We start from the raw sequence: 25,899 nt of genomic DNA, 5'->3' as shown, positions 1-25,899 counted from the left end.
AGCGATAGCCATCCGCCGAGCGGCGGATGGCTCAATTGCTGGGCAAGGCGTCAGGAATCCTGGGGCTGTGGCTTGGCTTTTCCATTCATCGCAATCGAGTGTTCAGCCAACGTTGAGGTCAGGCGACGGATTGCAGCCTGGTCTTCCTTGAACATTGCGCGATAGTCCCCGAGAACTTTCTCTTCGATCTGACTCAAATTCTCCCATTGAATGGGCGTGGCTGCGCCAGTCAATACGTACAACACATCCACACCTCTTTCGGCGACACGAGACAAGTAATCGGCCTTAGGTGCACGCCCTCCACTTTCGTATTTACCTTGTGCGTTGGCTTCAACACCCCCGATCTCACCAAACACTTTTTGCGACAAGCCAAGCCGCTCTCTTTCTTGCCTTAAACGCGAACCGATTCCACTCATTTGGATGTATGATCCTATTTGGCACACCCCGAGAGGTGACACGCTCATCTCTTTATTAAACAAACTTGAACGGTTTTGAACTATGCCCGGAATCCGTACCGCTGCACAAGCCAAGGCCTGGCTGGAACATCAGGGAAAGTCAGTTCAAGCGTTCGCCCGTGAACATGGCGTTGATCCGGCAACCACCTATCAAGTGCTCGCTGGGCGCAAAAAGGGACGGCGTGGGGAGGCCCATAAGGTAGCGGTCCTTTTGGGCATGAAAGAAGGGATCATCCTTGCTGAGACTGCAGGCCTGAACAACGATCATGAAATCGACTGAGACCAGTATGCGCTTATAAGAAATAGGTGCACGTTTTAGCTTGAGCGACAAACACGCTCCATACGCCAGAAGCAGTCGTCTTCACCAACGATGCTGAACCCCATGCGCTGATAGAGGCTTCTGGCCGGGTTAGTCTTGAATACGGTCAAACGCAACAGTCCCAGCACCTGCGCCTTGAGCGCCATCTGCTCCAACACCCAGCTACCCGCGCCTGATCCGCGATACGCCTCCAGCATATGTAACTCGCGAATATAGAGGGCCCGACTGTCGCGGCTCAGACTGATAAAGCCGAAGACGCTGTCGTCCCGGCAAATCAGCCAGTTTTCCCGGCCGGCCCAGGCCGTATCGAAACCTTCGTTAGACCACCACAACCCATACTCCACATAGTAGCGAGCCATGGCCTCGTGGGTCAGCTTCCGGGCAAATGGAAGGTCCTGGTCCGTTGCCGCGCGCAGGTGAAACGCCATTTACAGAGCCATCACTTGGCTAGCCCAACGCCCGCCATCGCGGCGAGCAATCAGCAACGCATCGCCCACGCCAGGTACCGCGGCAAGCAAACTGCCATCGGCGGCCCAGATCGCACTGCGACCGGCGCAGGCCCAGCCACCCGAAGGACCACCATGGTTGGCCATCAACACCAGCAGGCCATGTTCAGCGGCATAACCTTGGAGCAGCGCACTGTCTGTGGCGTAGCCGCGCTCACTGATCAACACGCCGGCGGCATACACCGTGGCGCCCGCTCGCGCCGCGGCACGAGGATGACTGGCATGGGAAAAGTCTGCGCACACCGCCAGCGCAATCCGCTCATCCCCCCACTCAAGGGCCGCACCGCCCTGCCCTGCAACGAACACAGCCTCTTCGCCGGCATGCAGATGCTGCTTGGTGTAGACCGCCAGGGAACCCTCCGCTCCCAGCACCAACGCACCGATCAGCACACCCGCCTCGGGCGTCAGTCGGATCGGCATCCCCACCACCGCCGTCAGTTGCAGCTCACGCGCCATCTCGCACAGGGGCGCCAGCACCTTGTCCTCTGGCGCAATCGCCAATTCAGCGGCCAGCGACGGCTCATACCCTGTCAACGACAACTCGGGGAACACCAGTAATTGCACACCCTGTTCCGCCGCCGTGCGCATAAATGCGAGGTGCCGTTCAACATTGGCTGGGACATCGCCCGCGATGGAAATGGATTGAGCAGCAGCAAGGGTGAGGGCAGTCATGGTCGCGTCCAAGCAATCAGTATCAAAGTGCAAACAGCATATCGGCACTCACCCCATAGCCGTAAGTCCCCCACCGCAATAGAAATTACTGATTGAATCTCCCTGCGTGGCTCGAGTAAGCTCCCCCCATACATTTGGAGACACACCATGTTGCAACTCACCCACACTCAGGTTTGCCCTGCTGCCAGCGCCCAGCGCTCGGTGTCGGCTACCCGTGTGAACGGTTCGAGCGCACTGGCCAGCTTTTATTTTGGGTATTGGTTTAGCCACTGGCGCGCCTGATACCTGAAATCGGCGCCCACTACTCAAGGGGTCGCCTTCCAGAGAAATCTAACCCCCGGTCGGCTCCCCGACCGGGGGTTTTGTTTTTTCAGGTCTCCATAAACTTTTCAGCTTGATCAAGAACACTTAAAGGAATCACGACATGAACTACACCACCTATTACCGCTACGACACCTGCACTGCATGGCGATTTAGCAAGCTCCGCTCGGGACAGCCTGCCGCCTCCGATCGGTCACCTATCGGTGGCAAACCAACACACGTAGCCGATACGGCGAATTGTCGAACACCCCAGTAGGCCAAGCGTGCGGGAATAGCCCGCCGCTTGCCCAGGAAGCCTTGAATATGATCTCCTCCGTCGCCGCCCTGCCCCTCTCTGCCTTGAACAGCGCCCTGGCCAGCGCCAATGAAGCCCTGACCCAGCGCCTGCCCAGCTCACTTGAGCTCAAGCACCAGTTGCCCCTCAGCCCGTTCCTCAACGAGCAGATCCACGCCCATCGCCAAGCCGTGCGCGCCATCCTCAATGGCGAAGATTCACGCTTGCTGGTCATTGTCGGTCCGTGCTCCATCCATGACCCGGAGTCGGCCATGGAATACGCCCGTAACCTGAAGAAGCTCGCTCTGGAAGTCAGCGACCAGATGCTGCTGGTCATCCGCGCCTACGTCGAAAAACCACGCACGACTGTCGGTTGGAAAGGCCTGGCCTACGACCCACGCCTGGATGGCAGCGATGACATGGCCGCCGGCCTGACCCTGTCCCGCGAGCTGATGCGCGAAATGCTGCGCCTGGGCCTGCCAGTCGCCACCGAGCTGCTGCAACCCATGGCCGCCGGCTACTTCGATGACCTGCTCAGTTGGGTGGCGATTGGCGCGCGCACCACGGAGTCGCAGATCCACCGCGAGATGGCCAGCGGCCTCGGCATGCCCGTGGGCTTCAAGAACGGCACCGATGGAGGTGTCGCGATTGCCTGTGACGCCATGCGCTCGGCGTCCCACCCACACCGCCACTTCGGCGTCGACAGCCAAGGCCACCCGGCAATCATCCAGACCCCAGGCAACCCCGACACCCACCTGGTACTGCGTGGCGGTCACCGTGGACCGAACTACGATGCGCAGAGCGTGGCGCGGGTAAGACACGACCTGGCCAAGTCCAAGGTCACCCCTCGGATCATGGTCGACTGCAGCCATGCCAACAGCGGCAAGGACCCGTTGCGCCAACCGGCGGTGTTCAACGATGTGCTGGAGCAACGCATGCAGGGTGACACCTCGCTGATCGGCATGATGCTCGAAAGCCATTTGTTCGAAGGCTGCCAGCCGTTGAGCCCGTCGATGAAATACGGCGTGTCGGTGACAGATGGCTGCCTGGGCTGGACCGCCACCGAGCAGTTGTTGCGTGCGGCTGCCGAGCGCCTGCGCGCTTAAGGCTGATCGATCAAGGCGCTGCTGCCGCAGGTACGGCGCCTCATGACAGCGTCCGGCACACTGGCCATTCGTGACGTGCAGTCAGGAGTCCTTTTCGGATTCGACGGTGTTTCGGAGCGGGGCCAGCGCTTGACCAGCCCCAAGGGCATTGCGCCGAAGTGGGACTAAGCCCCGGCCACCGGTGCGCGGGATAACTCGCGCAGCCACGGCAACACCCGCAGGCCGGCAGTGGCCGCGGGTGGGTCGATGATGTCCATGAAATGTTCGAGATTGACGTTGTCCGGCACACCGGGCAGCCGCACCAGCACCGCCGGCGTTACGCCGGGGGGTGCGCCGATATCCAGGTGATCGTAGACCAATACATGGCGCACCTGGGGCTGAGGCCCACAGGCATGGGCCGTCAGTCCCGCATTGATGATCAGCACGTCGAAGGGTTCGGCCGGGATGGCGGTGAGAATCTGGATTTCTTCGAAGGTTTGCACCGGCACGATCCGGTGGTACCCCAACTGATTGAGCATTTTTTCGATGTACAACCGTTGCAGGTGTTGTTCATCAGCAATCAGGATGGTCAGTGCTTTGTTCGGCATGGCAAACCCCTGGGCAGGCAGCGCTCGTCAGTGAGCGAGGCCCATTGTCCAGACATATCCCGAAGACAAAATCAGGCATGTTCCCCCTTCGTGTAGGAGTTCTCCCAAATCAACCGAATGGCCAACTCCCGCAGTCAAGCCTGATTGCCGTAGCGGCTCAAGCTGTGATGCAACTGTTCGATGGCCACGTCCATCGCCTCTACCGCAGCGCCCGCTGCATCGCTGTCATGCCGTTCACACACGCTTTCCAATGTCTCGCAGCACGTGATCAACACCTGGGCCTTGACCATGCGCGCGCCCCCTTTGACGCGATGAGCCAGGTCATGGAGCCTGGCGAAATCAGCCGGCGATTTCAGGCGCGGCAACAGCGCACGGTCTTCTTCGAGGCTACTGAGCAACGGCGTCAGCAGCTCGTTGAGGGCATCCTTATCGCCCTGCGTCAGCACGATCAGTGAACTTAAATCAAACGCCACTTCCACTTCATCGGTTAGCGCACCAGCGGTCCGTGATGCCAGGGCCTGGCGCAGGTCCTCAAGCCCGGTCGGCTTGAACAGGCAACCGTCCATGCCTGCTTGCCGGCAGCGTTCGGCTTCCTGCGACAAGGCATTGGCGGTGAACCCGAGGATCAGGCACGGCGCCAGCCCACGCTGGCGTTCCTGTGCGCGAATATCACGCGCCAACGCGTAACCGTCTTTGAAGGGCATATTGCAATCGGTGATCACGCCGTCAAAATGCCCGACCTGCCACAGTGAAAATCCTTGGGCGCCGTCCTCGGCCAAAGTGATGCGATGCCCCAGGAAACTCAGCTGTCGCGCCAGTAACAAGCGGTTGGCCGGGTAGTCATCCACCACCAGAATGTTCAACCCGCGTGCTGGCGGAATGTGCGGGACCGGGACACTGACCGGCGCCGCCGTTGTCAGCGCCAGCGTCAATGTCACATCCACCCGCGTGCCCTTACCCAGCACACTGCTCAAGTGCAATTGACCGCCCATCATCTCGCACAGGTTACGACTGATCACCAACCCCAGGCCCGATCCGCTTCGCGCTGGCTGTTCGTTGTTGCTGCCCTGGATAAACGGGTTGAACAAACGCTGCTGATCTTCGGCACTGATGCCAATACCCGTGTCCTCCACCCACAACCGCAGGTGCAACTGGTCGTCGGTCAACACCGGTGCCCCCTGGGCACCCAGGCGCACCTGGCCGGAGGTGGTGAACTTGATCGCGTTACCCAACACATTGGACACCACCTGCTTGAAGCGCAGCGGGTCAACCAGCACCGGCCGATCGATCAATGGGTCGAGCTCCACCTGCAACACCAGGCCCTTGTCCCGCGCCAGCCCCTCGAACACCCGAGCCAGCGAGGCCAGCAGTTCGTACAGATTGGCCGGTTCCAGGCTCAGGGACAGGTGGCCGGATTCGATTCGCGCAATGTCGAGAATATCGCCGATCAACTCCAGCATGCTCCGGGACGCCACCGACGCAACCTCCAGCGCATCGCGGTCAGCCACGCCCTGCTCGGCATTCTTCAGGGCCAGTTCGATCATGCCGATCACCGCATTCATGGGAGTGCGAATCTCGTGGCTCATGGTCGCCAGGAAGGTGGTCTTGGCACGGTTTGCGGCGTCGGCCTCGTCCTTGGCTTCCTGCAACTGCCCCAGCAAGCGCTGGCGCTCGCTGACATCCACCCAGCCGGCGATCATACCCACAACGTTGCCATTGCTATCACGGTACGGGAGCATCCATTGGTAGATGGTCAACACCTCGCCGCCGGGCGCCTTGAGCACACGGTCATGAACCTGCGGCTCGCCCAACTCCATCAAACGCAAATAATCGGCATGGAACGACTGGGCCTGGGGCGGGTTACCCGTGTCGGTTTCCACCACGGTCTTACCGATAACGTCTTCCAACTTGAAGCCGAACACATCCAGGTAGGCGTTATTGCAGGCCATCAGGCGGCCCAGGCGATCGCGCACATAGATCGGGTGCGGCGTGCCATCGATCAGCACGCTCATAAAACGCATCTGGTCGCTCAAGGCACGCTCGGCCTGGGCGCGCTTGCGAATCAGGCTGCGCAGGTAGAACACCCATCCCAGCGTGACCAGCAGCAGCAGCGCGGCCAAGCCAAACCCCTGGAGGATGATGTTGCGGTGACGCATCCAATAGTTGTCTTCGATGATGATCTCGCTGCGCCAATGGTTGGTCAGCTCGTCCATTTCTTCAGGGGTAATGCTCAACAAGGCCTTGTCGAGGATCGAGTACAGCTCCAGTTGGCTGCGGTTGACCCCGAAGGTAATGCGAGCTGGCTCACTCCCGACGGTGCTGGTGATGCGCAGGCGATTGCGGTAATTGCGGGCGATCATGTAGCGCGCGCTGATCAGTGAAACCGCCGTCGCATCGACGCTGCCCTTGGCCACCAATTCCATGGCCTGCTCTGGGTTCTCCACATCGACAAACCCGATGTTTGGGTAGTCCCGGCTGATTTGCGCGGCCAGGCTGTTGCCGCGAATAATCGCCATGCGCTTGCCGGGCATATCTTCCAGGGTCACCAGATGCTCGTCGTCGGCGCGTACCACCAATACGTAGGGGCTGGACAAATAAGGTCGGGTAAACCGGATTTTTTCGGACCGCTCGTCACTTGGGGTGACGACCGCCAGCATGTCCACGCGACCGACACTGGCCTGGTCAATTTGCTGAGGTAGCGAACTGCCCCGCTCCACATCAAATTTCAAGCCTGTGCGCAAACTGATGCGCGACAGCACCTCGGAGCTCAACCCTTCGAATTGCGCGCGTTCGTTGAAAAAAGACAACGGCACAAACTTGTCGAGCACCGCCACTTTCACTCGTGGGTGCTTCTCCAGCCAGCGCTGCTCACGTTCGCTCAAACGCAGTTGCTCGGCCTCCAGAAATCCGCTGCCGCCGGCACTCCAACGGCGCAGGATTTCCATCTGCTGGTTGGCCGGAACGGCGGCCAGCGCGGTATTGATGATGCCCAACAGGCGGGTATTGTCCTTGGCGAATGCGAACCCGAACGGGTTGACCTCCAACGCGGAAAAATTCGCCATACGCACGTTATTAAGATGGTTCTTGTTGATCAGGTAGCGGGTGCTGATGGCGTCACCCAGGTACACATCCGCCTGGCCGAACGCAACGGCACCAATGGCTTCGAAGGTCGAGGCAAACAAGAGCAATTGCGCATCGGGGTAAAAGGCCTGGACAGCCTCGGGCTGCATGTAGTGATAGAGCATCGCCACGCGCTTGCCCGCAAGGTCAGCCTTCAGCGCATGGTTCTCCCCTGCGCGCGTCACCAGCGCGGGTTGGTCATTGGCGTAGGAACGGGACAGCACCAGCTTCGGGTCGGCTGCCTCAAACCCATTGGCCGACCCCACAAAATCCACTGCGCCGGCCTTGAGGGCATCGATTACCTCATCGCGGGTGTCATAGCGCTTCACGTCGATCGTGATATTCAGCGCCTGGGCGACCAACGCCGCATAATCTGCCGTGATGCCTTCAAGCTCCTCGTTGTTGCTCAGGTCAAAGGGCGCGTAGTCGGGAGCCGACACCCCCATCGACAGCGTGCGGCGCTCGCGCAACCAGCGCCAGTCGGCTTCGTCCAATACCAGGGAAGGGTTCTCAAGGGTGGAGTGGCCCAGAAGTTTCAGATCGTGCGGTTCCTCCAAGGCCATCACCACCCAGGGCAACAGCCCCATCAGCAGGATGGCCGCGCATTTCACCCGCCGGGAGGTGATCATTTCAGATCAGATGATTGCGCTGGGCAAACTTGGACAGATGCACCACCGACGACATACTCAACTTCTCCTTGAGCCGCGTCTTGTAGGTGCTGATGGTCTTGTGGCTCAACAGCATGTCCTCGGCAATTTCCTTGTTGCCCAGGCCCAGGGCCAGCTTTTGCAGGACGGTCAATTCGCGATCGGATAGCGCCCCCACCAACTCCTGCTCGGTCGATTGCAGGTCGTCGCGACGCACCGAACTGGTGGGCAGGCTGGGGAAGCAACTGTAGCCGGACCTGATCGCCCTAATCGCCTTTTGCAGCTCATCCAGTTCACCGGTCTTGGCGACAAACCCCATCGCCCCGGCGCGCATGCAACGAGTGGAAAAGAACACCGCCAGATACGAGGTCAGCACCAGGATCCTGCAGGGCAACTCCAGCGCCTTGATCCGGCTGATCACCTCCAACCCACCGAGCTTGGGCATCGCCAGGTCGAGAACAACCAGGTCCGGACGTTCTTCGCGAGCAATCTGCATGGCGTCAGCGCCATTACCCGCTTCGTAGATGGTATCGAAGCCTTCCTGCTTCAACAGATACTTCACGGTGGCGCGTATAAAAGGGTGATCATCCACGATTAAAGCTTTGTTGCTCATAAGACTCCCCTGGGAAGATCAGTACGCTTACATATCACGCGAGACCTCACTACCTGTGAAAAGTAACAGTTCCGACAAGCGGTACTGAATACTCCGTACAACACCTCAGGCAGTAAGGCCCCTCCTTTTGCAAAACACAGTAAACATGTGCAGCCACGCCTTGATTCCTGAACAGGCGCAAGCGCGCAACCTTAGCAACCGCGTGCTTTTTCCAATGAAGGGATAATCTCGACTAAATGTAGGACCTTTCCTCAGAGTCCTCCAGGAGCTACTCGGTGGTGCTGGGGCTCCAGAAGGCCTGTACCACCAGGGTCGACCTGGAAATTCGCGCCACCAGGGCGTCCAACTCGTCACCATCTACCGAGGTCACTGCCAGGGTGGCTTCGATTTCAACCTCCTCGGCGCCGAACGGTCGTACATCGACATCGCTGGCCGGGTAGTTACAGCGCGCCAGTTCAGCTTCCAGCAACGCCAATACCGCGGTTTGCTGGGTACGCCGGGCAATCACATAGAGGATGTTGGTGACCTCCGCCGACACCACATCCAGCGGTTGGCGGTTGATGTTATTGACGATGGGCCGCAGCAGCGTATTGGCCGCCAGCACAAACAGCGTGCCCAGCAACGCTTCGAGGACCAGGTCGGCCCCCGCGCATGCCCCCACCGCCGCCGACGCCCAGAGCGTGGCGGCGGTGTTGAGACCGCGCACATTGCCTTCCTCGCGCATGATCACACCGGCCCCCAGAAAGCCGATGCCCGACACCACATACGCCACCACCCGCACCGCGCCTTCCGCACCGCCGAGGCGGTTGGCCATGTCGACAAAAATCGCCGCCCCCACCGCCACCAGTACGTTGGTGCGCAGGCCCGCCGTGCGTTGGCGGTACTGGCGTTCGAAGCCGATCAGGCCACCGAGGATAAACGCGGCGGTAAGGCTGACCAGGGTGTCGATCAGGGCGTTGAGGTTGATGTTGTTAATTGCTTGCATGGGAAACCGTCCCTGTTCATTGCCAGCCAAATTTACGGATGTAGTAGCCCTTCACCGCCTGGGTCAGCGCCATGTACGCCAGCAGGATCACCGGCAGGAACACAAAGTACAGCGACGGCAGCGCCTGCAATTTGAAGTAATGCGCCAGCGGCCCCATCGGCAGGAAGATCCCCACGGCCATGATCACGCCGGTCATCACCATCAACGGCATCGCCGCGCGACTTTGCAGGAAGGGGATTTTCGGGGTGCGGATCATGTGTACGATCAACGTCTGGGTCAGCAGGCCCACCACGAACCAGCCGGACTGGAACAGGGTCTGGTGGTCAGGCGTATTGGCATCGAAGACGTACCACATGAGTGCGAACGTGGTGATGTCGAAGATCGAACTGATCGGCCCGAAAAACAGCATGAACCGCCCCACGTCCCCCGGCTGCCAGCGTTGTGGTTTGGCGAGCATGTCCTCGTCGACGTTATCGAACGGGATCGCGATCTGCGAAATGTCATACAGCAGATTTTGCACCAGCAGGTGCATCGGCAGCATTGGCAGGAACGGGATAAACGCACTGGCCACCAACACCGAGAACACGTTGCCGAAGTTGGAGCTGGCCGTCATCTTGATGTACTTGAGCATATTGGCGAAGGTGCGCCGGCCCTCCAGCACGCCCTCCTCCAGGATCATCAGGCTCTTTTCCAACAGGATGATATCGGCGGCTTCCTTGGCGATGTCCACCGCGCTGTCCACCGAGATACCAATGTCGGCCGTACGCAGCGCCGGCGCGTCATTGATGCCGTCGCCCATAAAGCCCACCACATGCCCGTTGGCCTTGAGCAGACGCACGATGCGCTCCTTGTGGCTTGGCGTCAGGCGGGCGAACACATTGGTGGTTTCCACGGCCTTGGCCAGCTCGGCGTCGGTCATGTCCTCGATGTCGTTGCCCATCAACAGGCCCTGTTGCTCCAGGCCCACTTCGCGGCAGATTTTGGCGGTGACCAGCTCGTTGTCGCCGGTCAGCACCTTGACCGCCACACCATGGGCTTTCAGCGCCTTGAGAGCGGGCGCGGTGCTTTCCTTGGGTGGATCGAGGAAGGCGACGTAACCGATCAGCGTGAGGTTGTTTTCATCCGCCAGGCTGTAGGTATCGCGCCCCGGCATCATGGGTTGCGCGGCCACCGCCACCACCCGCAGGCCTTCTTCGTTGAACGCGGCAGTGACCTGGCGAATGCGCGCCAGCAAGTCGTCGGTCAGCGCTTCGTTGACCTCGCCATGGCGCACGCTGTTGCACACCGAGAGGATCTCCTCCACCGCGCCTTTGCAGATCAGCAAATGCGGTTGGCCCTGCTCCGCCACCACCACCGACATGCGACGGCGGTTGAAGTCGAACGGGATCTCATCGATCTTCTGGAACGCGGTGCCGACCTTCAGCTCGCGATGCACCTCCACATGCTCCAGCACCGCCACATCCAGCAGGTTTTTCAGGCCGGTCTGGTAGTAGCTGTTGAGGTAAGCCATCTCCAGCACATCGTCAGACTCTTCGCCCCACACGTCCACGTGACGCGCCAGGAAAATCCGGTCCTGGGTCAGGGTGCCGGTCTTGTCGGTGCACAGCACATCCATCGCGCCAAAGTTCTGGATCGCATCCAGGCGCTTGACGATAACCTTCTTGCGCGACAGGAATACCGCGCCCTTGGCCAGCGTGGATGTGACAATCATCGGCAGCATTTCCGGGGTCAGGCCCACGGCAATCGACAGCGCGAACAGCAGCGCTTCGGTCCAGTCGCCCTTGGTGAAACCGTTGATGAACAACACCAGCGGCGCCATCACGAACATAAAGCGGATCAGCAGCCAGCTGACCTTGTTGACGCCCTGCTGGAACGAGGTGGTTGCACGGTCGGTGGCAGTCACACGTTGGGCCAGCGCACCGAAATAGGTGCTGTTACCGGTGGTCAAAATCACCGCCGTCGCGGCGCCGGACACCACGTTCGTGCCCATGAACAGGATGTTCTCCAGGTCCAGCGGGTTGCGGGTGCTGGCGTCCTGCTGCAGCGCGAACTTCTCCACCGGCATCGACTCACCGGTCATCGCCGCCTGGCTGACGAACAGGTCCTTGGCATTGAGCACGCGGCAGTCGGCGGGGATCATGTCACCGGCCGAGAGCACGATCAGGTCACCTGGCACCAGCTGTTTGATCGGCAATTCGACGCGCTTGGCATCATCCCGGCGCAGTACCGTGGCGGTGTTGCTCACCATGGCTTTCAAGGCATCGGCGGCCTTGTTGGACTTGGCCTCCTGCCAGAAGCGCAGCAGGGTCGAGAGCACCACCATGGAGAAAATCACCGTGGCGGCTTTCATGTCTTCGGTCAGCCAGGAAATCACCGCCAGCAAGGTCAGCAGCAGGTTGAACGGATTTTTATAGCAGTGCCACAGGTGCACCCACCACGGCAGCGGCTGCTCGTGCTCGACTTCATTGAGGCCGTATTGCACGCGCAGGGCGTCGGCTTCCAGGCTGTTCAAACCCTCGGTATGGCTGCCCAACGTGCCGAGCAATTGCACGGCACTGCTATTGGCCGCGACCACCAGGGTTTGCGCCAGAGTGGGCGGCACTTCGCGGCTGACGCTGGCATCGGTCACGGTTTCGAGCATCGCCAGGCGACGGAAATGCCGGGCGATATGCCGGGTCCGCAAGAAGCCGGCGAAGAACTCTTTCAACAGAGTGAGGTTCATGGTGTGTTACTCCTGCGCGAGGAAAAAACCGTCGTGCAGGTACTGCCTGTCCCACCGCGCCCGTTTCATAGGCAAAGTCAGCTCGGCCCGCCCGCCGTAAAAGGCAGGCGCGTCCGTAGCATCCCGAGGTTAACCGGGTGCTGGTCAGCGTCGATGAGAGGGATCGGACAACAGCCAGGACTGGCCGCTGCCGGGATGCCGCTTCTCGCTAGGTGGCGAGACAACGGCATCGAAAAAATGCGCGTTATCTTGCCAAGTATGTGCCGGTTACCGAGACCGGCCGACAACTGTCACTCGAACAAGTACCCACTGAGGGTCTCCGCTATTGATGAAAACGCGCGAAGCTTACGCCCCGATTTAAGGAGAGTAAACCGTAGGAAAGTTTCCATATGGTGAATAAGAAGATTCTTCAGGGAGGGTTCAGGAAGCGGTCATCCTGAACCTGGCGAAGATCAAAGGAGGGTAAGCCATTTCAGTCGAGCGCATTCCTGTGGCGAGCGGGGCCTCCCACACTTACGGTGTACAGGGTCGATCCCGCTCAACCAACGCCAGGTAATCCTTAACCTGTCCACCCGCCAACGCCTTAACCTGAATCGACACCCTGTTCACCTGCCGCCCCATCGTGATCCCGTCCCGCGTGCGCACGGATACATACCCAAGCTTGGGCCAGAAGCGTTCGGCTTTGGTATTGCCGACCACCACCGACAGCCGCAGCCACTGGGCGCCATTTTCCAACGCCCAACGTTCAAGGTCTGAATGCAGCTGCTGGGCAAGCCCGGTGCCATGCCAGCGCGAATCGACCAGCAGCAAACCGATATGCCACACCCCATCAGCCAGCAGATCCGCCGCGATATTCACCACGGCGACCAGCGTCTCGTCCGTACCGCGATAACCCAGCCAGTGCATCCGACTGCACGCCCACCCCGCCGGCAATTGCACCTGCAATTCGTCGCACGCTTCGGTCAGCGTGGCAGGCTCGCCGTTGACCGCGATGAAGTAATCCGGCGCGTGCTCAAAAAACTGCTGTAGCTCAACTTCGTCAGCCAGGGTAAGCGCCACGACTCGAATATCGGGGAAGGTGTTCAGAGGAAGTTGAGTCATGCAATCCACATCCATGAGGGGCTGTCCTTACAAGCGACTAATCCACAATCTTGAGTTTCACTTGCGCGCCGTCGGGCAAATCCTTGATCTCACGTGCCAGATCACCGCAGAACCGAAGCTGCTCGATATGATCAAGTTGACGCACATTGTCGATGGCGTACTCGCCGCCCAACACCGGCGAAATAACGAAATGGTAAACCTTGCCCTGCGCTAACGGCCCCAGCATCTCCTCGGCCTGATCCACCATCGATTGCAGGTACCAGTCGTGCAGAAAGGCCTGATCCCTGGAGACCTCCTCCAAGGCTTCACGGGTCTGGGCGATCACTTCGCAGGAAAGTGCCTCGGGGCACACTCGCCAGTAGCGACCCTGTTCGTCCTCGACCATCAAATTGCCAAACGCCGTAGCGCCTACGACCTCAACAGGGTCAATGCCCGCCCAACCCCAGCTGTCGCGTATTGCGTGAAGTATGTTCATGCAGCCTCCTTGCGTCGAAACGACTCAATCATCCCGCGTCAGCACTTCCAACAACTCAATCTCAAAGCGCAGATTGCTGTTGGGCTTGATATGCGCGCCCATAGACCGTTCGCCATAGGCCAGGTGCGCCGGCACAAACAACCTGCGCACCCCGCCGACCTGCATGCCCATCAAACCCTGGTCACAGCCTTTTCGTATATTGCACTACCAATACTTAGTAGGCTCAGCAGCCAACTCATGCTGCCCAGGTGTGAGATACTGATGGCGTTATGCCCAATGTACACCACCCACGAATCGCAACGAGTCAGAACGGATGCTATGAATACAGAAGACTTTAGGAAAGCAATAGATGCTGATGACGGACTGAAGAGTAAAAGAAGAAATTTGTTCTTACTTTCCTTGCTACTCCTTGCAATTGTAGTTAGCGGTGCAAACATCAAAGAGGCCAGCAGTCTAATCTTTAAAATTGAGTTTACAAATCATGAAAACTTACAATGGCTTTTGATTGCAGGTATTATTTATAGCATTGTACGCTACTATGCATACTCGGAAATTTACCGCAATGAGCTTTTCAATATATGGTCTAAGAAACTTATCAACGACCCCACAGTATATTACTATGACCAGCAAAAAGAGGAGGTTAAGGGCTTAGTGGAAAAGGCCGTGGACGTTTGGGGTGGTGATGAGCCGGGGCTAGTAGAGCCGGAGTACAGGAGAATAGGCTTATTAAAAAGAGTTATTGTCTATCCAACAAAAGAAGAAGATCCGGAGCACGGGATTATTTACTTCAAGAGATATATAAACCTCAACAAGTACGACAGCAATTGGAAACGCAAAGACTTTCTGCTTCTTCTCTGGATTGAACTGAGGTACAGAGCGAGTGCTTGGATGGCACAAAGGGAAACTCTGGATCTCGTGGCACCATACCTATTGGCCTTTGCTGCACTTGCCGCCTTCTTCTACAAGAAATTTTCCTAGAAAGAAAAGCTCGCCAATGTGGCTAATCTCAATACATCAAATTGCCTAAGGTATACCAGTATGGCTAAAGATGATCCTAAGCAGACACTGACCTGTTTCAAATACCGCAGCGGCGTGAGCGCCCTCAGGTGCCTTGTAGATGGGACGCTTTACTTCGCAAAGCCGGTGGAACTGAACGACATACTTGAAACCAAGTTTGATCACGCGCAACCCGAAGCATTCAGTAAAATCTATCTCGACACGATCTCGGAAGTAAGTCAGAACCGTGGTGGCCCTCGCCTATCACCCGGTTATCCGTGCCCTCCTGATTTTATTGCGATAAACACCGAGGAAAACGAACGATTCAGGCAGTCTTGCGACAACATAGGTATCTTTTCAGCCGCACGCCGCCCTAACGATCAGGCTATGTGGGCGTATTACGCTGAAAACTGCCAAGGCGTTTGCTTTGAATTGGAGTGGTCAGCCTCAATTGTGCAAGAGAGCCAATTGTTGCCGGTAGACGTTACGTACAGCAGAGTCGCTCGCCAGCACAATCGTGCAGAAGATTGGCGTACGGTCTTTCTTGACCTAGCGGAAAAGAACCCTAGCTTGAGCCTTCAAGAACTTTACGAACTCTCACTTGAAGAGCAGTTTCGCCGTAGGATGGGTATTCTTTCCACTGCACGAGTAACGTCGATCAAACACACAGATTGGGCACATGAGAGGGAGATAAGGTTACTTTCGGGTAAGGCAGGTGCTCGCCCATTACTCAAGTCGGTTCTTAAGCGCGTCCACTTTATGCGAACCGATGGTGCTCAATGGGGACCGATAATGCAGGAGCTTCATCTGAACTACCCCCATGTAGAGCTAGCTCAATGGACATTCCACCACGGTGAAATCACTGCATCTGCACAAAGCATGATGTTCAAGACGGTTCCAGTGACCGATATAAAATAATACGAGGGAGAGGCATGACGGCAGGGACAAGCCCTACCTCTCACCTCGCGTGACGTCACCTACCGCCAACCAGCGTATAGGACATCATTGCGTGCATATCGTGGAGAGTATCTGCTGACTTTCTAAGGATGGCGATTACGTCCTTATTTGCAGTGTCGTCGTGGGAATACGCCTCGACTACCTCTCCATCATCATTGACCATCAGCATGGCCTTTACCGAAGGACCGTCACCGTGCATTCGCTCTACCATGGATTCGACCTCATCACGTCGAATCGTGGATTTTTGACTATCTCGTTCCGCGTCTTTTGTAACAGGGTATCGAAAGAACGTACTAGACGCGTCTGTGGCCTCAATTGACGCTATCCACGCGTCTAACTCTTTAGGTAGGACCCAATCCTCAGGTGCCGTCCTAGGAACGTGCGAGAGCGGCTCAGCTAATGCGGCAAGAAGAGAGCAAACCTCTTCATAGAGGGGATTAAGACTATGGACTCTGTGCAAAGGTTGTCGTTTTTGTTTTACCAATACACTTGGCTCGCCATCTGGTGGGATATCTCCGTATGGGATCGAGAATTTTCGATGGAGAAGGATAATTCCTGACTTCAAATACAGCTCGATAGCGTGCCTGTAGAGAAAGCTAATAGGGAGATGTGAATTCAGGCCAGAGCCGTGTGGGTGATCAGTGAGTGCGTCGGCAGAATATCTAAAAGAGTCCGCGACAGCTCCAAACCCTGAGTCAAAGTGCTGATCAAATGGCAAAAACATATGGAGCATTCGCAATCCCTCGCATTGGGTGAGTGTGACGTAGTAAGTGCCATACCTATCATTGCTGAGATGATGCGTCACCTACCCCGTATTTCGCAATCGAGATTTCGAGTCGAATCCGTACTTTCAGACGGTCAAATCCGGGGGGCTTGGATACAGGTCGGCAGGGTTTGATGGGGGTGCGCCTGATTAGCGCGGACGGCCTAAAGAATCGTCAAATCCTGATTGGTGTCGATGGTTGGAGAGCGGCTGCGAGCTCTTGTAATGTCGCTTACGGGCGCATTGTATTGATTTCAACACCAGCGCAATCTTTCAGAAGTTATCAGCCTCCTGCGAGGCTTAGACAAGTTCACGCTTGATCCTGTACACCGTTGCAACACCACAATCAGCCAGCTTGGCAATCTGGTCAGCAGACATTGTAGGATGCTTGGCCATCAGCGTCGTAACCTTGCTCCACAACGCTGCATTCCGCCCTTTCCCTGCTGGTTTCCACTCCGGATCAGTAGCGCGTTTGTTCGCAAGTCCTTGGTTGATGCGTTCAACACGTTTGTCTTGATCAAGACGTGCCATGGTGGACATGAGTTCAATCAACATCCCGTTGATGACTTCCATAATTTGACCGGTGATACCCTTATCTTCAACCAACATGTGACTGGTGGGAAGATCCGCAATTACCAGTTTCAATCCCTTCGCTTCGATACTGGCCTTCAGCGACTTCCAGTCAGCTTGTGACAGACGGCTAAGACGGTCTACAGACTCCACCAGTAGCACATCACCACCTTCAGCAGTGTCGAGTAGGCGCATTAACTCAGGACGGTTGAGCTTCGTTCCTGAGATGTTCTCGCTGTACACGTCAACAACGTTCAAACCCTTTTCACCAGCGAATGCTTCCAGTGCGATACGGGCACGGTTTGCATCTTGGTCCTTGGTTGATGCTCTCAGATACAGGTGGGTGTTCATCGCCTTCTATCCTTTGCCTAGTGACTTGATAGATCAATGATAATACGATCAGTTAGCTATTATCAATAGATATTTGATAGCAGCTATCGCAGCTCCATCCAGCTATCAAACAAGTAGAGTCAAATGATAGCAACGCATGCTAGCTATACAGGCTGTGAATCAGAGGGGAGGCATCCTGTGGGCACATTTGCTGAGCTCACAGGATTGTCTGGTGGCTTTACTGCGACGCTGCTAGCTCGCATTTTTGCAGGTGTGCTTGACCTACAGCCTCAGGCACGACCGCAAGACTGGCGCCACCTACAAACACACCCATCCTTATTGACTGCCGGATATAGTAATTTTTGCCACCTACCGCGACCAAGTTAATCACGTTGTCGCTGAACTCCGACTCTGTACCAATCGTATGGTTGCCAGCATTTACTAGTCGGTAGAAGTAAACACGATTAGCTGTCTCACCAATGGCCTTGCCATCCACTGTCACAGTCTTCTTTAAGCCCTGCCCTGCGAAGCTATCCCGGTAGATGTAAAGTCCGGCTTGGTCCTGTGGGGGCGGCGAGAAGGTCTTTAATTTGGCATCTGCATCAGGGGCGCCCATTGGCACGGATGCGCAGCCGGTGAGGAAAGCAAAGCCTATAGCGGCTCCAAACATCTTAATGCGGCAGTTCATCGCAAGTCCTTTATCGGTCATGGCTCTATCAGGGATCAGACGACTCCAAGCCGCCTAGATAGCATTATGCCATACCCGTGATGACTGGCTCCGATAACAAACTGATTAATGAGCAGATTGCCTGCTGAGTGACGTGTACAGGTTGAAGTGGTCCGCTTTCTTCCCGCTTTCAACTGAATCGCCAGCTTGCACGATGTAATCAGGGGGAAACGCAACCGTGCTTAACAGGGGAAAAGCTGGAGGCCAGTAAAAATCAGTGTTGTAGCCGAGTTGGTATGAGTAGTGAGGTGCTGCAACCTTCCTACCGTCCCCTGATTCATCCCTGATACAAGTCCTGCTGACATCATCACGCAGGCACCAGCAATGGCTTGTTCAGGATGCCCCACCGATTTTGACCAGACTTACCAAATAACTTAGACAGGTCGTGGGGTCGCTGGCGCTCAATGCTTCTAGCCATGGTCGCCAACTTTTCACCTGTGAGCCGTCTAGATGGTGCGTTCACAGGTGATGGAAATACCTTGCCAGCAAACCCTTCCAGATCGTCTAGTTTCTCAGTCGTGAGCAAGGTTAAGAATGCCTGAAGCACCTTCTCGTCTTTATGCGTATGGGTCTGAATACGAAATAGGAACGGCTGATCTTTGTATTGACGCCTCAGGCGATGCTTGAATGTCACCATATCGTCTAACAGGCATACGCTCTGTTTCGGATCATCGTAGAAAACCGAGTACTGGTAGTTCCACTGATTCTCTTTTAGTACCTTCAAGTACCTCCTCTTACTCTTGTCATCACTGGTCTCTGACACAATCCATCCTCTCTCTACTAAAAATACCTAAAGACATACCACTCAAGACACAGCAGAAGCTCTAATTCTCTCTTTCCTATACCTCAACCATGCTGACGCGGCTTGTGCACCAGTCAAAACCAACCAGCACAGCGGGCTGATCGCAAAAAAACACATCCTCGCCCCGAATAAATTGTCATAGTAGTGCGGTAGATTTTAGCATCGATAATGCGGTAACTTCCACTGCTTTTCAGGTAGTTTTCCGTCTTCGACTCTCAAGAATGACCACCAGTTGTTTTAAGTTAGCACGCAATACCTTTGTGCTTTTTCAGCACGGCACGCAAAAGCCCCGTACAGTGTTGTTACACTGCCGGAGCCGTAGCGGTATTACTTTCCATTGTGAGGTGCTCAGGAGTGACTGTAGGAGCTTACAGCGGGCGTTGCCGGATTAGTCTGGAACTACCAGTTCACCGAACGTGTCATTCACTTCCTTTTCGATGTCAGTCATTCGTTTCTTGTGGGCATCTTCGATTTTCTTTTTCTCTTTCAACTGTGCAGCTTGAAGCAACTGTGCAGTTAGTAGGTCTTTGTATTTCTGATGTTCACGCTCCAAGTCGGCGATGTACTCTTGCTTCACTTGAGAATCAAGCGCTTGGCATTCGTCAACTTTAATGGAGTCAGGCTTATCCATACGACACCAATAGCTGCCATGACCAAAAGAGACCGGATACCTCAGATTTAGCGTGTAACCCTTATCATGATGATCAATTACACTGGTCAAGAATTGAACTGGTATTTCTCCCCGTACGAACGCAGTGGATTCATCAGTCTGTTCATAAACAATATGTCGTGCTGCTTGCAGCTCCTTCAAAAGTTTCTCGTCAAACTGTGGTGGTACGCCCTCGATGGTAATTTTATCAGTCATTTTGTTTTTCCTTCTTTTGTCGAATGTGATTGACCATCAACTGAATGATGGCGGCTTGGTATTGTTCGTCACTTGATTGTTTAATGGTGGTACTGACAGGGGTGGTTGTTACACTCTGTTTTGGTTGTTGCTCTTTACGTCGTGCAGATGCCCGCATAATTCCACGAGCGAAGTAATCCAGGTCACTCATTTGCTTTCAACTTCCTAGCTCGATGTAACTTGTTACTCACTTGGGTTATCATTGTCTGCACACAATGTACTGGATTCGTATAGCCAGTATGCAACATGATTAGTTGAAGTTGACGCTCGGCTTGTTCATTTAAGAATATTCGCATTAGACGCGCTCGCTTTGCACGGCACGATCATGCACGTATTGATTAATTGACTTGCCAGCAGCAAATGCAGCCTTTGTAACAAGTGCATGATTGGTAATGTTGAACGTAATCGATAGTGGGGTCAATGCGATTCGTGATCGACGCCAAATTTGGGACCGGCATGTAGAATTACAAGTTGTTGTCTGTGGCCTACGGTTGGTTAATTCTTTATTGCAGGCACGACAATGAGTAGTACGCATAATATGCTACCTTTTTTTTAATTAGGAAGTGTTTGATACTGTTTAGTACAGATAAAAATAAACCCATACCGGTTAGGGATATGGGTTTAAGTTGGGAGATTTGTTGGAGGATCAGACCACAATACAACCCTTGAAGGAATGGGCAAGGGTTGTATTAGAGGGAACCGCAGTTGCTGGCTAAAACAACTGGAAAGAGACCGGCTAATCTGCTATCTCCAATATAAACATTCTCTCACAAATAAGAGTAATTGTCAATACCGTGACGGATGTTTTGAACACTATTTCAAACTAAAAAACCTCGTTACCATGTTCATCAACGATCATTATCTTAATGCTCAATCCGGTCTTGAGTGACTTAATTGGTTTAACATGTTTGTATGATCGTTCAGCTAAATGCTTTAACTCCCCAATCGGGTCGCTGTCATAAACATTTGCATCAACCACTTCAGGGATGATGTTGGATATAGTGAATTCATAATCACCATGCTGAATCCGAAAACCTAACGTCGCATTACCTTTGCGAGCAACACCGGTGTAAACCCATGGTGTTTCTGAATCAGCAAGGTACAACTTACGTCCCGGTTGCAATGTAATTGAATACCCAGCTTGTTTTAGCAATGCGGAAAGTTGTACAGGATCATGAATAACAAGTCTGTCGTGTTCCACCTTTGCGTCATAACCAAAAAAGATTGAGTTTGGATTTGATTCAACAACAACACCGCCTGCTTTACGGCTTAGTATTTCTAACTCGTTGTCAATTTCCGTGCGGCGACCAATTGCAAGTTTATACTGAGCTTCCAACTCCACTGAATCCCCCACTGCTGACAACTTTACCAATCTTTCGATTGATTTTGTCAATTCCTCACGTTCACCTGCAAGGTGAAGTTTTCGTTTATCGTTCTCGCTGAGTTGAACAATCTTCATTGCTCGATCAACCCACGAGGGTGCAGTCTGCAAATAAATAAAGTGAACAACCTGATAAGGTATTGTTTCTTTGTTCGTACAACCAGCATCTTTAAGACGATGGTGTGTAAGACACCTCATATTGTTAGGTTTACCATCTTTATTATGAATAATTAGGTTTGCACCACACACACCGCACTTCACAATACCAACAAGAAAATTCTTTGAGGTTCGTTCTCTGGGCTTTGTTGCTACGGCGCTCTTTCTGTGTTGTGCTTGCAGGAACAATTCATTGGAAATTACTGGTGGGTACACACCAAAAATGATCTGAGAGGGCTTGTCTGGATCATCCTTACCATACTCCCAATTACCAATCGCCGCTTGATTCCTTAACCATGCTTCTACAGTTGGTCCAGAACATTTTACCAACTCTGGTACACCGCTAGCTCTCAGACGATTAGCAATCGCCGTCTTGCCAACACCAGACACATACAGTTCGAATGCTTGCTTGATGTAGGGTGTAACATCATCATTCAACCTGCCATCACTGTGAAGCCAGACAGGCGTATTCCGCTTTACCTTATTTCCCTCTTTTGCTTGTTCAAGGCGTATCGCATAACTGGCCTTTGTACGCTCACTCAGCTGTTTTGAGTAGCCATACGCTGCTTGTATCTTGGCTACAAGCAAGAACAAGTGACCGCTTGCTGCTGATTCATGGGTATACGTCACCTTGTCATCAAGGGTGATGATGGATACACCGGCAGCAAGAATTGGTGTTATCACCTTGTTCAACATGTCCAGCGGGTGAAGCCTGCCTGTACGGTCAATGGCTTCTACCAACACAACATCACCAGCTTTGATATCACCAGCTTCGACGGCTGCCAATAGCTTGGCAAAGCCACCACCGTCCTTTACGTGTTCACCGTGGTAGCCAGATTTGCCAAAGTCTTTGTAGGTGAGATCGGACAGGGTGTACTCAGGATGCTTTGTGAGCCACTGAGTGACCATCTGCTGCTGACGTTCGGCACTGCTACCTGTGGTCTGACGGGCACTGCTAAAGCGAATGTAGGGAATAGCTGACCGCATACCGACTGCTTCCTGCTGCTCAAAAGGGCAGCATACATCACAGTGTCACTTAGCACGCAGCTGGTCCCAGCCCTTGATCACCCGCCCGGTGCCGATCACACACTGGAATGGCTTGCCCCGCTCCCAGGACGAATCGAAGACCGTACCGTCTTCCAAGGTGCCGGTGTATTGGGTGGTGATCAGTGCGCCCTTGACCACGGCTTTGCCGGTGCCTGGGCGGGTGTCGGTGATCTGGAGTTCGTCGGGGCTCATGGGGTTCTCGCTGAAGGCGTAAAGGCTGGGGTTTTCCCAGAATCGGTGGTGTTTGGCAAGTGTAGGAACAGTCGCAGCCGTGACATTTCCCTTTAACTTGCAGGACGTTTCCGAGAGAATCCCAAGCGCTTGCGCCGCTCAAATCACGTGGCTAGTCTTCGGCGGTCACTGCCAATTCAGTGACTCGGGGTTTGGTAGACCACGAGTGATTAGGCGCTAAGCGCCCCCTTCTGCAAGGCGCTTTTTTTCGGCCCTGCGTTATGGTGGCCGTGCGCAGGGCACCTTCGGGTGCACCGGGTCCTAATCACCGGTCTACCAATCTGCGTACGGTCACCACCCTAAACATCGTTTGGTAGCGATGGTGGTGACATTCCAATTTAGATTAGGAGTTGAACCCATGGACAAACTCGTCCCCGCCCCACCCGCCCCAGCACTGCAATTCTTCACCACCACCCCAGACCTCAGCTTCGAAGACGCCCTGGCCCACGCCAGCAGTGTGCTACGTTGCGCCGCCGTTGCCGCACAGACGGCGGGGGATCAACTGGACGGCCCTTCACGCACGCTGGTGCTGTCGGTCATGCACCTGGTGGACATGGCCAGTGTGATGGTTGACCGGTCACTGGAGTGTGTGCAGCCACGCTAAAAGCACAGTGGGTCTCTGTGGCGAGGGAGCTTGCTCCCGCTGGGCTGCGCAGCAGCCCATTGCTTAGCAACGACCTCTCTAACCTAAGGGCCCCACTGCTCGGCATGGTGTTTCAGCACAAACAGCTAACGCAGCGTTAGAGAACTTAACTACAACGCAGCAGGAACCGTCCGACTTCTCTTCGAACATCTCGTCACCTCTTATAAACATCCAACCAACCCTGGTTGCATAACAATAAGAGGTCACCCCCATGAACGAACCAACAAGCCCTGCCCGCGTCGCCGTCATTCAGTTCAACCCCCAGGTCGGTATAGCCAACCGAAGCGACAACCTGCGTCAAAGTCTTCTACTGGCGACTGAAGCAGTAAACGGCGGCGCCAATCTGATCGTGCTGCCGGAGCTTTCCAACTGCGGCTATTTCTTCAGCAGCCGCCAGGACGCGTTTGATCATGCAGAGGCGGTGCCGAGCGGACCGAGTGTGCGGGAATGGATCGATTTTGCCTGCAAGCACCAGGTGTATCTGGTGGCTGGCCTTAGCGAAATCGACGGTATGCAGCTGTTCAACACAGCCGTGTTGCTGGGGCCCAACGGGTTCATAGGCAAATACCGCAAAGCCCATTTATGGAACTTGGAAAAGCTTTGGTTCACGCCCGGGGATACTGGCTTTCCAGTGTTTGAAACGCCGATCGGTCGTATCGGCCTGCTGATCTGCTGGGACATCTGGTTCCCGGAGGTGCCGCGCATTTTGAGCCAGCAAGGCGCCGATATCATTTGCAGCTTGAACAATTGGGTGTGGACACCCCCACCGTTGTTCGATGAGGCAGGAAAGTGCATGGCGTCGTACCTGACGATGACAGCTGCACATGTGAACAACGTATTTATCGCGGCCGCGAGCCGCATTGGTGAAGAGCGAGACGCCCGCTATCTAGGCTGCTCCCTAATTGCGGGGACAAATGGCTGGCCAATCGGTGCCGTCGCTTCGGCCAATCGCCAGGAGATCCTGTTCGCCGACATTGACATCACCAGCGCCCGCAGCGCGCCCATCTGGAACAGCCTCAATGATCTGCAGCGGGACCGTCGCAATGATCTTTATGATCAGATGCTCGGGTATTCCCAACACCCTGCCCTGCCTCGCTGAGAGGAGGGCACATTATGGAAAGGTTATTTACCAAGAAACCACCGATCTGCTCACGGGTGGATATCACAGTGGTTGCACTGGGACTGGTCGCAACCTTGCTCGCGGTATGGGTTGTAGCCAGTCATCGGGGTTCGTGGCCAGGATACAGTGAGATGGTGACGGCCCTACCCCACCCCGCCGCCTGGTTGCGGTGGGTAGTGGGAGATATCAGCGAAGTTGCCTTCTACAAGCATGAACTCGCGTCACTGGGCCTATTGAGTGGTGCCTATCTGGCTTGGTGGGCGAGCAAGCGCGGCAAAGCCTGGCAGGGCTTTTCCATTTGCTATGGCACCGGATTATGGCCTTGGGTGGTGACCAGTTCGTTGATCGGGCTGTTGCTGAGCAACCTGCTGTGGGGTTGGAGCGTTACCGCCGAAACCTGGCAGCCTACGTTTGCGGCGTTTGTTTCATTGCCAGCAGCGATAGTGCTCATGTTTGGCAGCGGTTGGAAGGTCGCCCTCAATGGTGCAGTGCTGGGAGCATTGCTGGTTACTCCATTGTGCTTGTTGATCGTCAATCTGGTGTGTGTGCCACTGGGTTTACCAGCCGTGGTCGGTAATGTGCTGGGCATGGCTATCGGAAGCGTCATCGCATTTGCACTGTGTCGTCGGGTGCCCTCGCTGGTGCGTTCGGACGCTATCGCTCCAGACCGACCGATACCTGTTACCCCGCCCAGTTACGGAGTGTTCTGGAGCCTGCGCCGAGTGCTGGCGGACTTTTCCGAAGCCCCCTTTTTTGGAAATGAGTTGGCCAGTCTCGGACTGTTGGCAGGCGTGTTACTTGCCTATGCCCTCAACCCCATGAGCCCGGCTTATGGCTCCGGCCTGCTTTTGCACATGGTAGGAGCGCAGGCACTGACGTCGGCTTTTGGCGTAGTGATCTGGCGCCATCAATGGATAAAGCGGGGTTGGTATCCCACCTATGTACCGTTGGTATCTGTGGTACCGGCAGCGGTGTTGACCCACGGTGGCAGTTGGATGGTGGTGACTTCAAGTGCATTGCTGGGCGCACTGGTCGCACCGCCGTTGGCCTGTGCAATTGCAGCGAGACTGCCTGCCCATTTTCATCCATACATTGGCAATGTAGTTTCAATGGCCTTGAGTACGTTGATGATTGTGCCGATCATAGGTTGGCTGGCAACTTGAAAGGTGTGGTTAGGGCCCCCCCTAACCACCTTTGAACACATCAACCGATCAAGCCAACGTTACCCGACGCATCGTCAGCGCCACTCGACCCACAAAGAAACTCAACGCCGCACGCGACAGCTGCTTGGGCGTCACCTCACGGGATCTCTGCTCGGCCTGTGGCTTCAGCTCCTCGTCCTCGCACAAATGCACTACGCCATCTGATG

23 protein-coding genes and 2 pseudogenes are annotated in these 25,899 nt (G+C 55.4%); 7 read left to right on the top strand and 18 right to left on the bottom strand.

Annotation, left to right across the window (positions count from 1 at the left end; genetic code table 11):
- Positions 1 to 50: 50 nt before the first annotated feature.
- A complete protein-coding gene (locus tag FBY10_RS17100) occupies positions 51 to 416 on the bottom strand; it encodes a helix-turn-helix domain-containing protein (RefSeq protein ID WP_131698886.1) in 366 nt (121 codons plus the stop codon).
- An 82-nt stretch (positions 417 to 498) separates the two neighbouring features.
- Between FBY10_RS17100 and FBY10_RS17095 the strand changes: the two genes are divergently transcribed.
- Positions 499 to 735: a DNA-binding protein gene (locus FBY10_RS17095; RefSeq protein WP_131698887.1), complete on the top strand. Its 237-nt coding sequence runs from the start codon at positions 499 to 501 to the stop codon at positions 733 to 735.
- A gap of 35 nt (positions 736 to 770) precedes the next feature.
- Here the strand turns inward: FBY10_RS17095 and FBY10_RS17090 are convergent, their stop codons facing one another.
- Both FBY10_RS17090 and FBY10_RS17085 read right to left on the bottom strand, forming a co-directional pair.
- The gene (locus FBY10_RS17090; protein WP_131698888.1) at positions 771 to 1,202 is read right to left on the bottom strand and encodes a GNAT family N-acetyltransferase; all 432 of its coding nucleotides are present in this window, start codon (positions 1,200 to 1,202) and stop codon (positions 771 to 773) included.
- The gene (locus FBY10_RS17085; protein WP_145337119.1) at positions 1,203 to 1,952 is read right to left on the bottom strand and encodes a carbon-nitrogen hydrolase family protein; all 750 of its coding nucleotides are present in this window, start codon (positions 1,950 to 1,952) and stop codon (positions 1,203 to 1,205) included.
- A 624-nt stretch (positions 1,953 to 2,576) separates the two neighbouring features.
- On the opposite strand from FBY10_RS17085, the gene FBY10_RS17080 reads away from it, so the two are divergent.
- Complete coding sequence (locus FBY10_RS17080) at positions 2,577 to 3,653, top strand: 3-deoxy-7-phosphoheptulonate synthase (RefSeq protein ID WP_145337118.1); 1,077 nt, start codon at positions 2,577 to 2,579, stop codon at positions 3,651 to 3,653.
- Between the two features lie 164 nt (positions 3,654 to 3,817).
- Here the strand turns inward: FBY10_RS17080 and FBY10_RS17075 are convergent, their stop codons facing one another.
- The 8 genes and pseudogenes from FBY10_RS17075 to FBY10_RS17040 form a co-directional block, all read right to left on the bottom strand.
- Positions 3,818 to 4,240, bottom strand: coding sequence for a chemotaxis protein CheY (locus FBY10_RS17075; protein ID WP_131698891.1), 423 nt, complete (start codon positions 4,238 to 4,240; stop codon positions 3,818 to 3,820).
- Between the two features lie 134 nt (positions 4,241 to 4,374).
- The gene (locus tag FBY10_RS17070; protein ID WP_145337117.1) at positions 4,375 to 7,989 is read right to left on the bottom strand and encodes a transporter substrate-binding domain-containing protein; all 3,615 of its coding nucleotides are present in this window, start codon (positions 7,987 to 7,989) and stop codon (positions 4,375 to 4,377) included.
- A 1-nt stretch (position 7,990) separates the two neighbouring features.
- Positions 7,991 to 8,620 (bottom strand): response regulator transcription factor, encoded by a 630-nt coding sequence (locus FBY10_RS17065; protein ID WP_131698893.1) that lies wholly within the window; start codon positions 8,618 to 8,620, stop codon positions 7,991 to 7,993.
- Positions 8,621 to 8,888: 268 nt separating this feature from the next.
- Positions 8,889 to 9,605, bottom strand: coding sequence for an MgtC/SapB family protein (locus FBY10_RS17060; protein WP_131699973.1), 717 nt, complete (start codon positions 9,603 to 9,605; stop codon positions 8,889 to 8,891).
- Positions 9,606 to 9,621: 16 nt separating this feature from the next.
- Positions 9,622 to 12,327 (bottom strand): magnesium-translocating P-type ATPase, encoded by a 2,706-nt coding sequence (gene mgtA / locus FBY10_RS17055; RefSeq protein ID WP_145337116.1) that lies wholly within the window; start codon positions 12,325 to 12,327, stop codon positions 9,622 to 9,624.
- 513 nt (positions 12,328 to 12,840) lie between these two features.
- Positions 12,841 to 13,443: a GNAT family N-acetyltransferase gene (locus FBY10_RS17050; RefSeq protein WP_145337115.1), complete on the bottom strand. Its 603-nt coding sequence runs from the start codon at positions 13,441 to 13,443 to the stop codon at positions 12,841 to 12,843.
- Between the two features lie 22 nt (positions 13,444 to 13,465).
- The gene (locus FBY10_RS17045; RefSeq protein ID WP_145337114.1) at positions 13,466 to 13,903 is read right to left on the bottom strand and encodes a T6SS immunity protein Tdi1 domain-containing protein; all 438 of its coding nucleotides are present in this window, start codon (positions 13,901 to 13,903) and stop codon (positions 13,466 to 13,468) included.
- Between the two features lie 24 nt (positions 13,904 to 13,927).
- A pseudogene (locus FBY10_RS17040) lies at positions 13,928 to 14,095 on the bottom strand (FKBP-type peptidyl-prolyl cis-trans isomerase); the annotation flags it as partial.
- Between the two features lie 126 nt (positions 14,096 to 14,221).
- Between FBY10_RS17040 and FBY10_RS17035 the strand changes: the two are divergent.
- Positions 14,222 to 14,881, top strand: coding sequence for a hypothetical protein (locus tag FBY10_RS17035; protein ID WP_145337113.1), 660 nt, complete (start codon positions 14,222 to 14,224; stop codon positions 14,879 to 14,881).
- A gap of 60 nt (positions 14,882 to 14,941) precedes the next feature.
- Positions 14,942 to 15,817: a DUF2971 domain-containing protein gene (locus tag FBY10_RS17030; RefSeq protein WP_145337112.1), complete on the top strand. Its 876-nt coding sequence runs from the start codon at positions 14,942 to 14,944 to the stop codon at positions 15,815 to 15,817.
- Between the two features lie 1,102 nt (positions 15,818 to 16,919).
- Here the strand turns inward: FBY10_RS17030 and FBY10_RS17020 are convergent.
- The 7 genes and pseudogenes from FBY10_RS17020 to FBY10_RS16990 all read right to left on the bottom strand — a co-directional run.
- The gene (locus tag FBY10_RS17020; RefSeq protein WP_145337110.1) at positions 16,920 to 17,540 is read right to left on the bottom strand and encodes a recombinase family protein; all 621 of its coding nucleotides are present in this window, start codon (positions 17,538 to 17,540) and stop codon (positions 16,920 to 16,922) included.
- Positions 17,541 to 17,757: 217 nt separating this feature from the next.
- A complete protein-coding gene (locus tag FBY10_RS17015) occupies positions 17,758 to 18,228 on the bottom strand; it encodes a DUF2846 domain-containing protein (RefSeq protein WP_256663504.1) in 471 nt (156 codons plus the stop codon).
- Between the two features lie 325 nt (positions 18,229 to 18,553).
- The gene (locus FBY10_RS17010) at positions 18,554 to 18,970 is read right to left on the bottom strand and encodes a hypothetical protein (protein WP_145337109.1); all 417 of its coding nucleotides are present in this window, start codon (positions 18,968 to 18,970) and stop codon (positions 18,554 to 18,556) included.
- A gap of 466 nt (positions 18,971 to 19,436) precedes the next feature.
- Positions 19,437 to 19,913 (bottom strand): hypothetical protein, encoded by a 477-nt coding sequence (locus tag FBY10_RS17005; RefSeq protein WP_145337108.1) that lies wholly within the window; start codon positions 19,911 to 19,913, stop codon positions 19,437 to 19,439.
- A complete protein-coding gene (locus tag FBY10_RS17000; RefSeq protein WP_145337107.1) occupies positions 19,906 to 20,103 on the bottom strand; it encodes a hypothetical protein in 198 nt (65 codons plus the stop codon). Before FBY10_RS17000 ends, FBY10_RS17005 begins: the two co-directional genes overlap by 8 nt.
- A gap of 672 nt (positions 20,104 to 20,775) precedes the next feature.
- Complete coding sequence (locus FBY10_RS16995) at positions 20,776 to 22,476, bottom strand: recombinase family protein (RefSeq protein ID WP_145337106.1); 1,701 nt, start codon at positions 22,474 to 22,476, stop codon at positions 20,776 to 20,778.
- Between the two features lie 60 nt (positions 22,477 to 22,536).
- Positions 22,537 to 22,728: pseudogene (locus FBY10_RS16990) on the bottom strand (FKBP-type peptidyl-prolyl cis-trans isomerase); the annotation flags it as partial.
- Between the two features lie 397 nt (positions 22,729 to 23,125).
- Here FBY10_RS16990 and FBY10_RS16985 point away from each other — a divergent pair.
- The 3 genes from FBY10_RS16985 (at position 23,126) to FBY10_RS16975 (ending at position 25,693) form a co-directional block, all read left to right on the top strand.
- The gene (locus FBY10_RS16985; protein WP_131699975.1) at positions 23,126 to 23,371 is read left to right on the top strand and encodes a DUF6124 family protein; all 246 of its coding nucleotides are present in this window, start codon (positions 23,126 to 23,128) and stop codon (positions 23,369 to 23,371) included.
- Between the two features lie 250 nt (positions 23,372 to 23,621).
- On the top strand, positions 23,622 to 24,509 hold the full coding sequence (locus FBY10_RS16980) for a nitrilase family protein (protein WP_145337105.1): 888 nt from the start codon (positions 23,622 to 23,624) through the stop codon (positions 24,507 to 24,509).
- A gap of 14 nt (positions 24,510 to 24,523) precedes the next feature.
- On the top strand, positions 24,524 to 25,693 hold the full coding sequence (locus FBY10_RS16975; protein ID WP_178116762.1) for a hypothetical protein: 1,170 nt from the start codon (positions 24,524 to 24,526) through the stop codon (positions 25,691 to 25,693).
- Positions 25,694 to 25,899 lie beyond the last annotated feature (206 nt).

It is taken from the genome of Pseudomonas sp. SJZ103, from assembly GCF_007828335.1.
GTDB lineage: Bacteria > Pseudomonadota > Gammaproteobacteria > Pseudomonadales > Pseudomonadaceae > Aquipseudomonas.
Note: the sequence above shows the minus strand (reverse complement) of the source record. Positions and strands in the feature narration are given on the sequence as shown.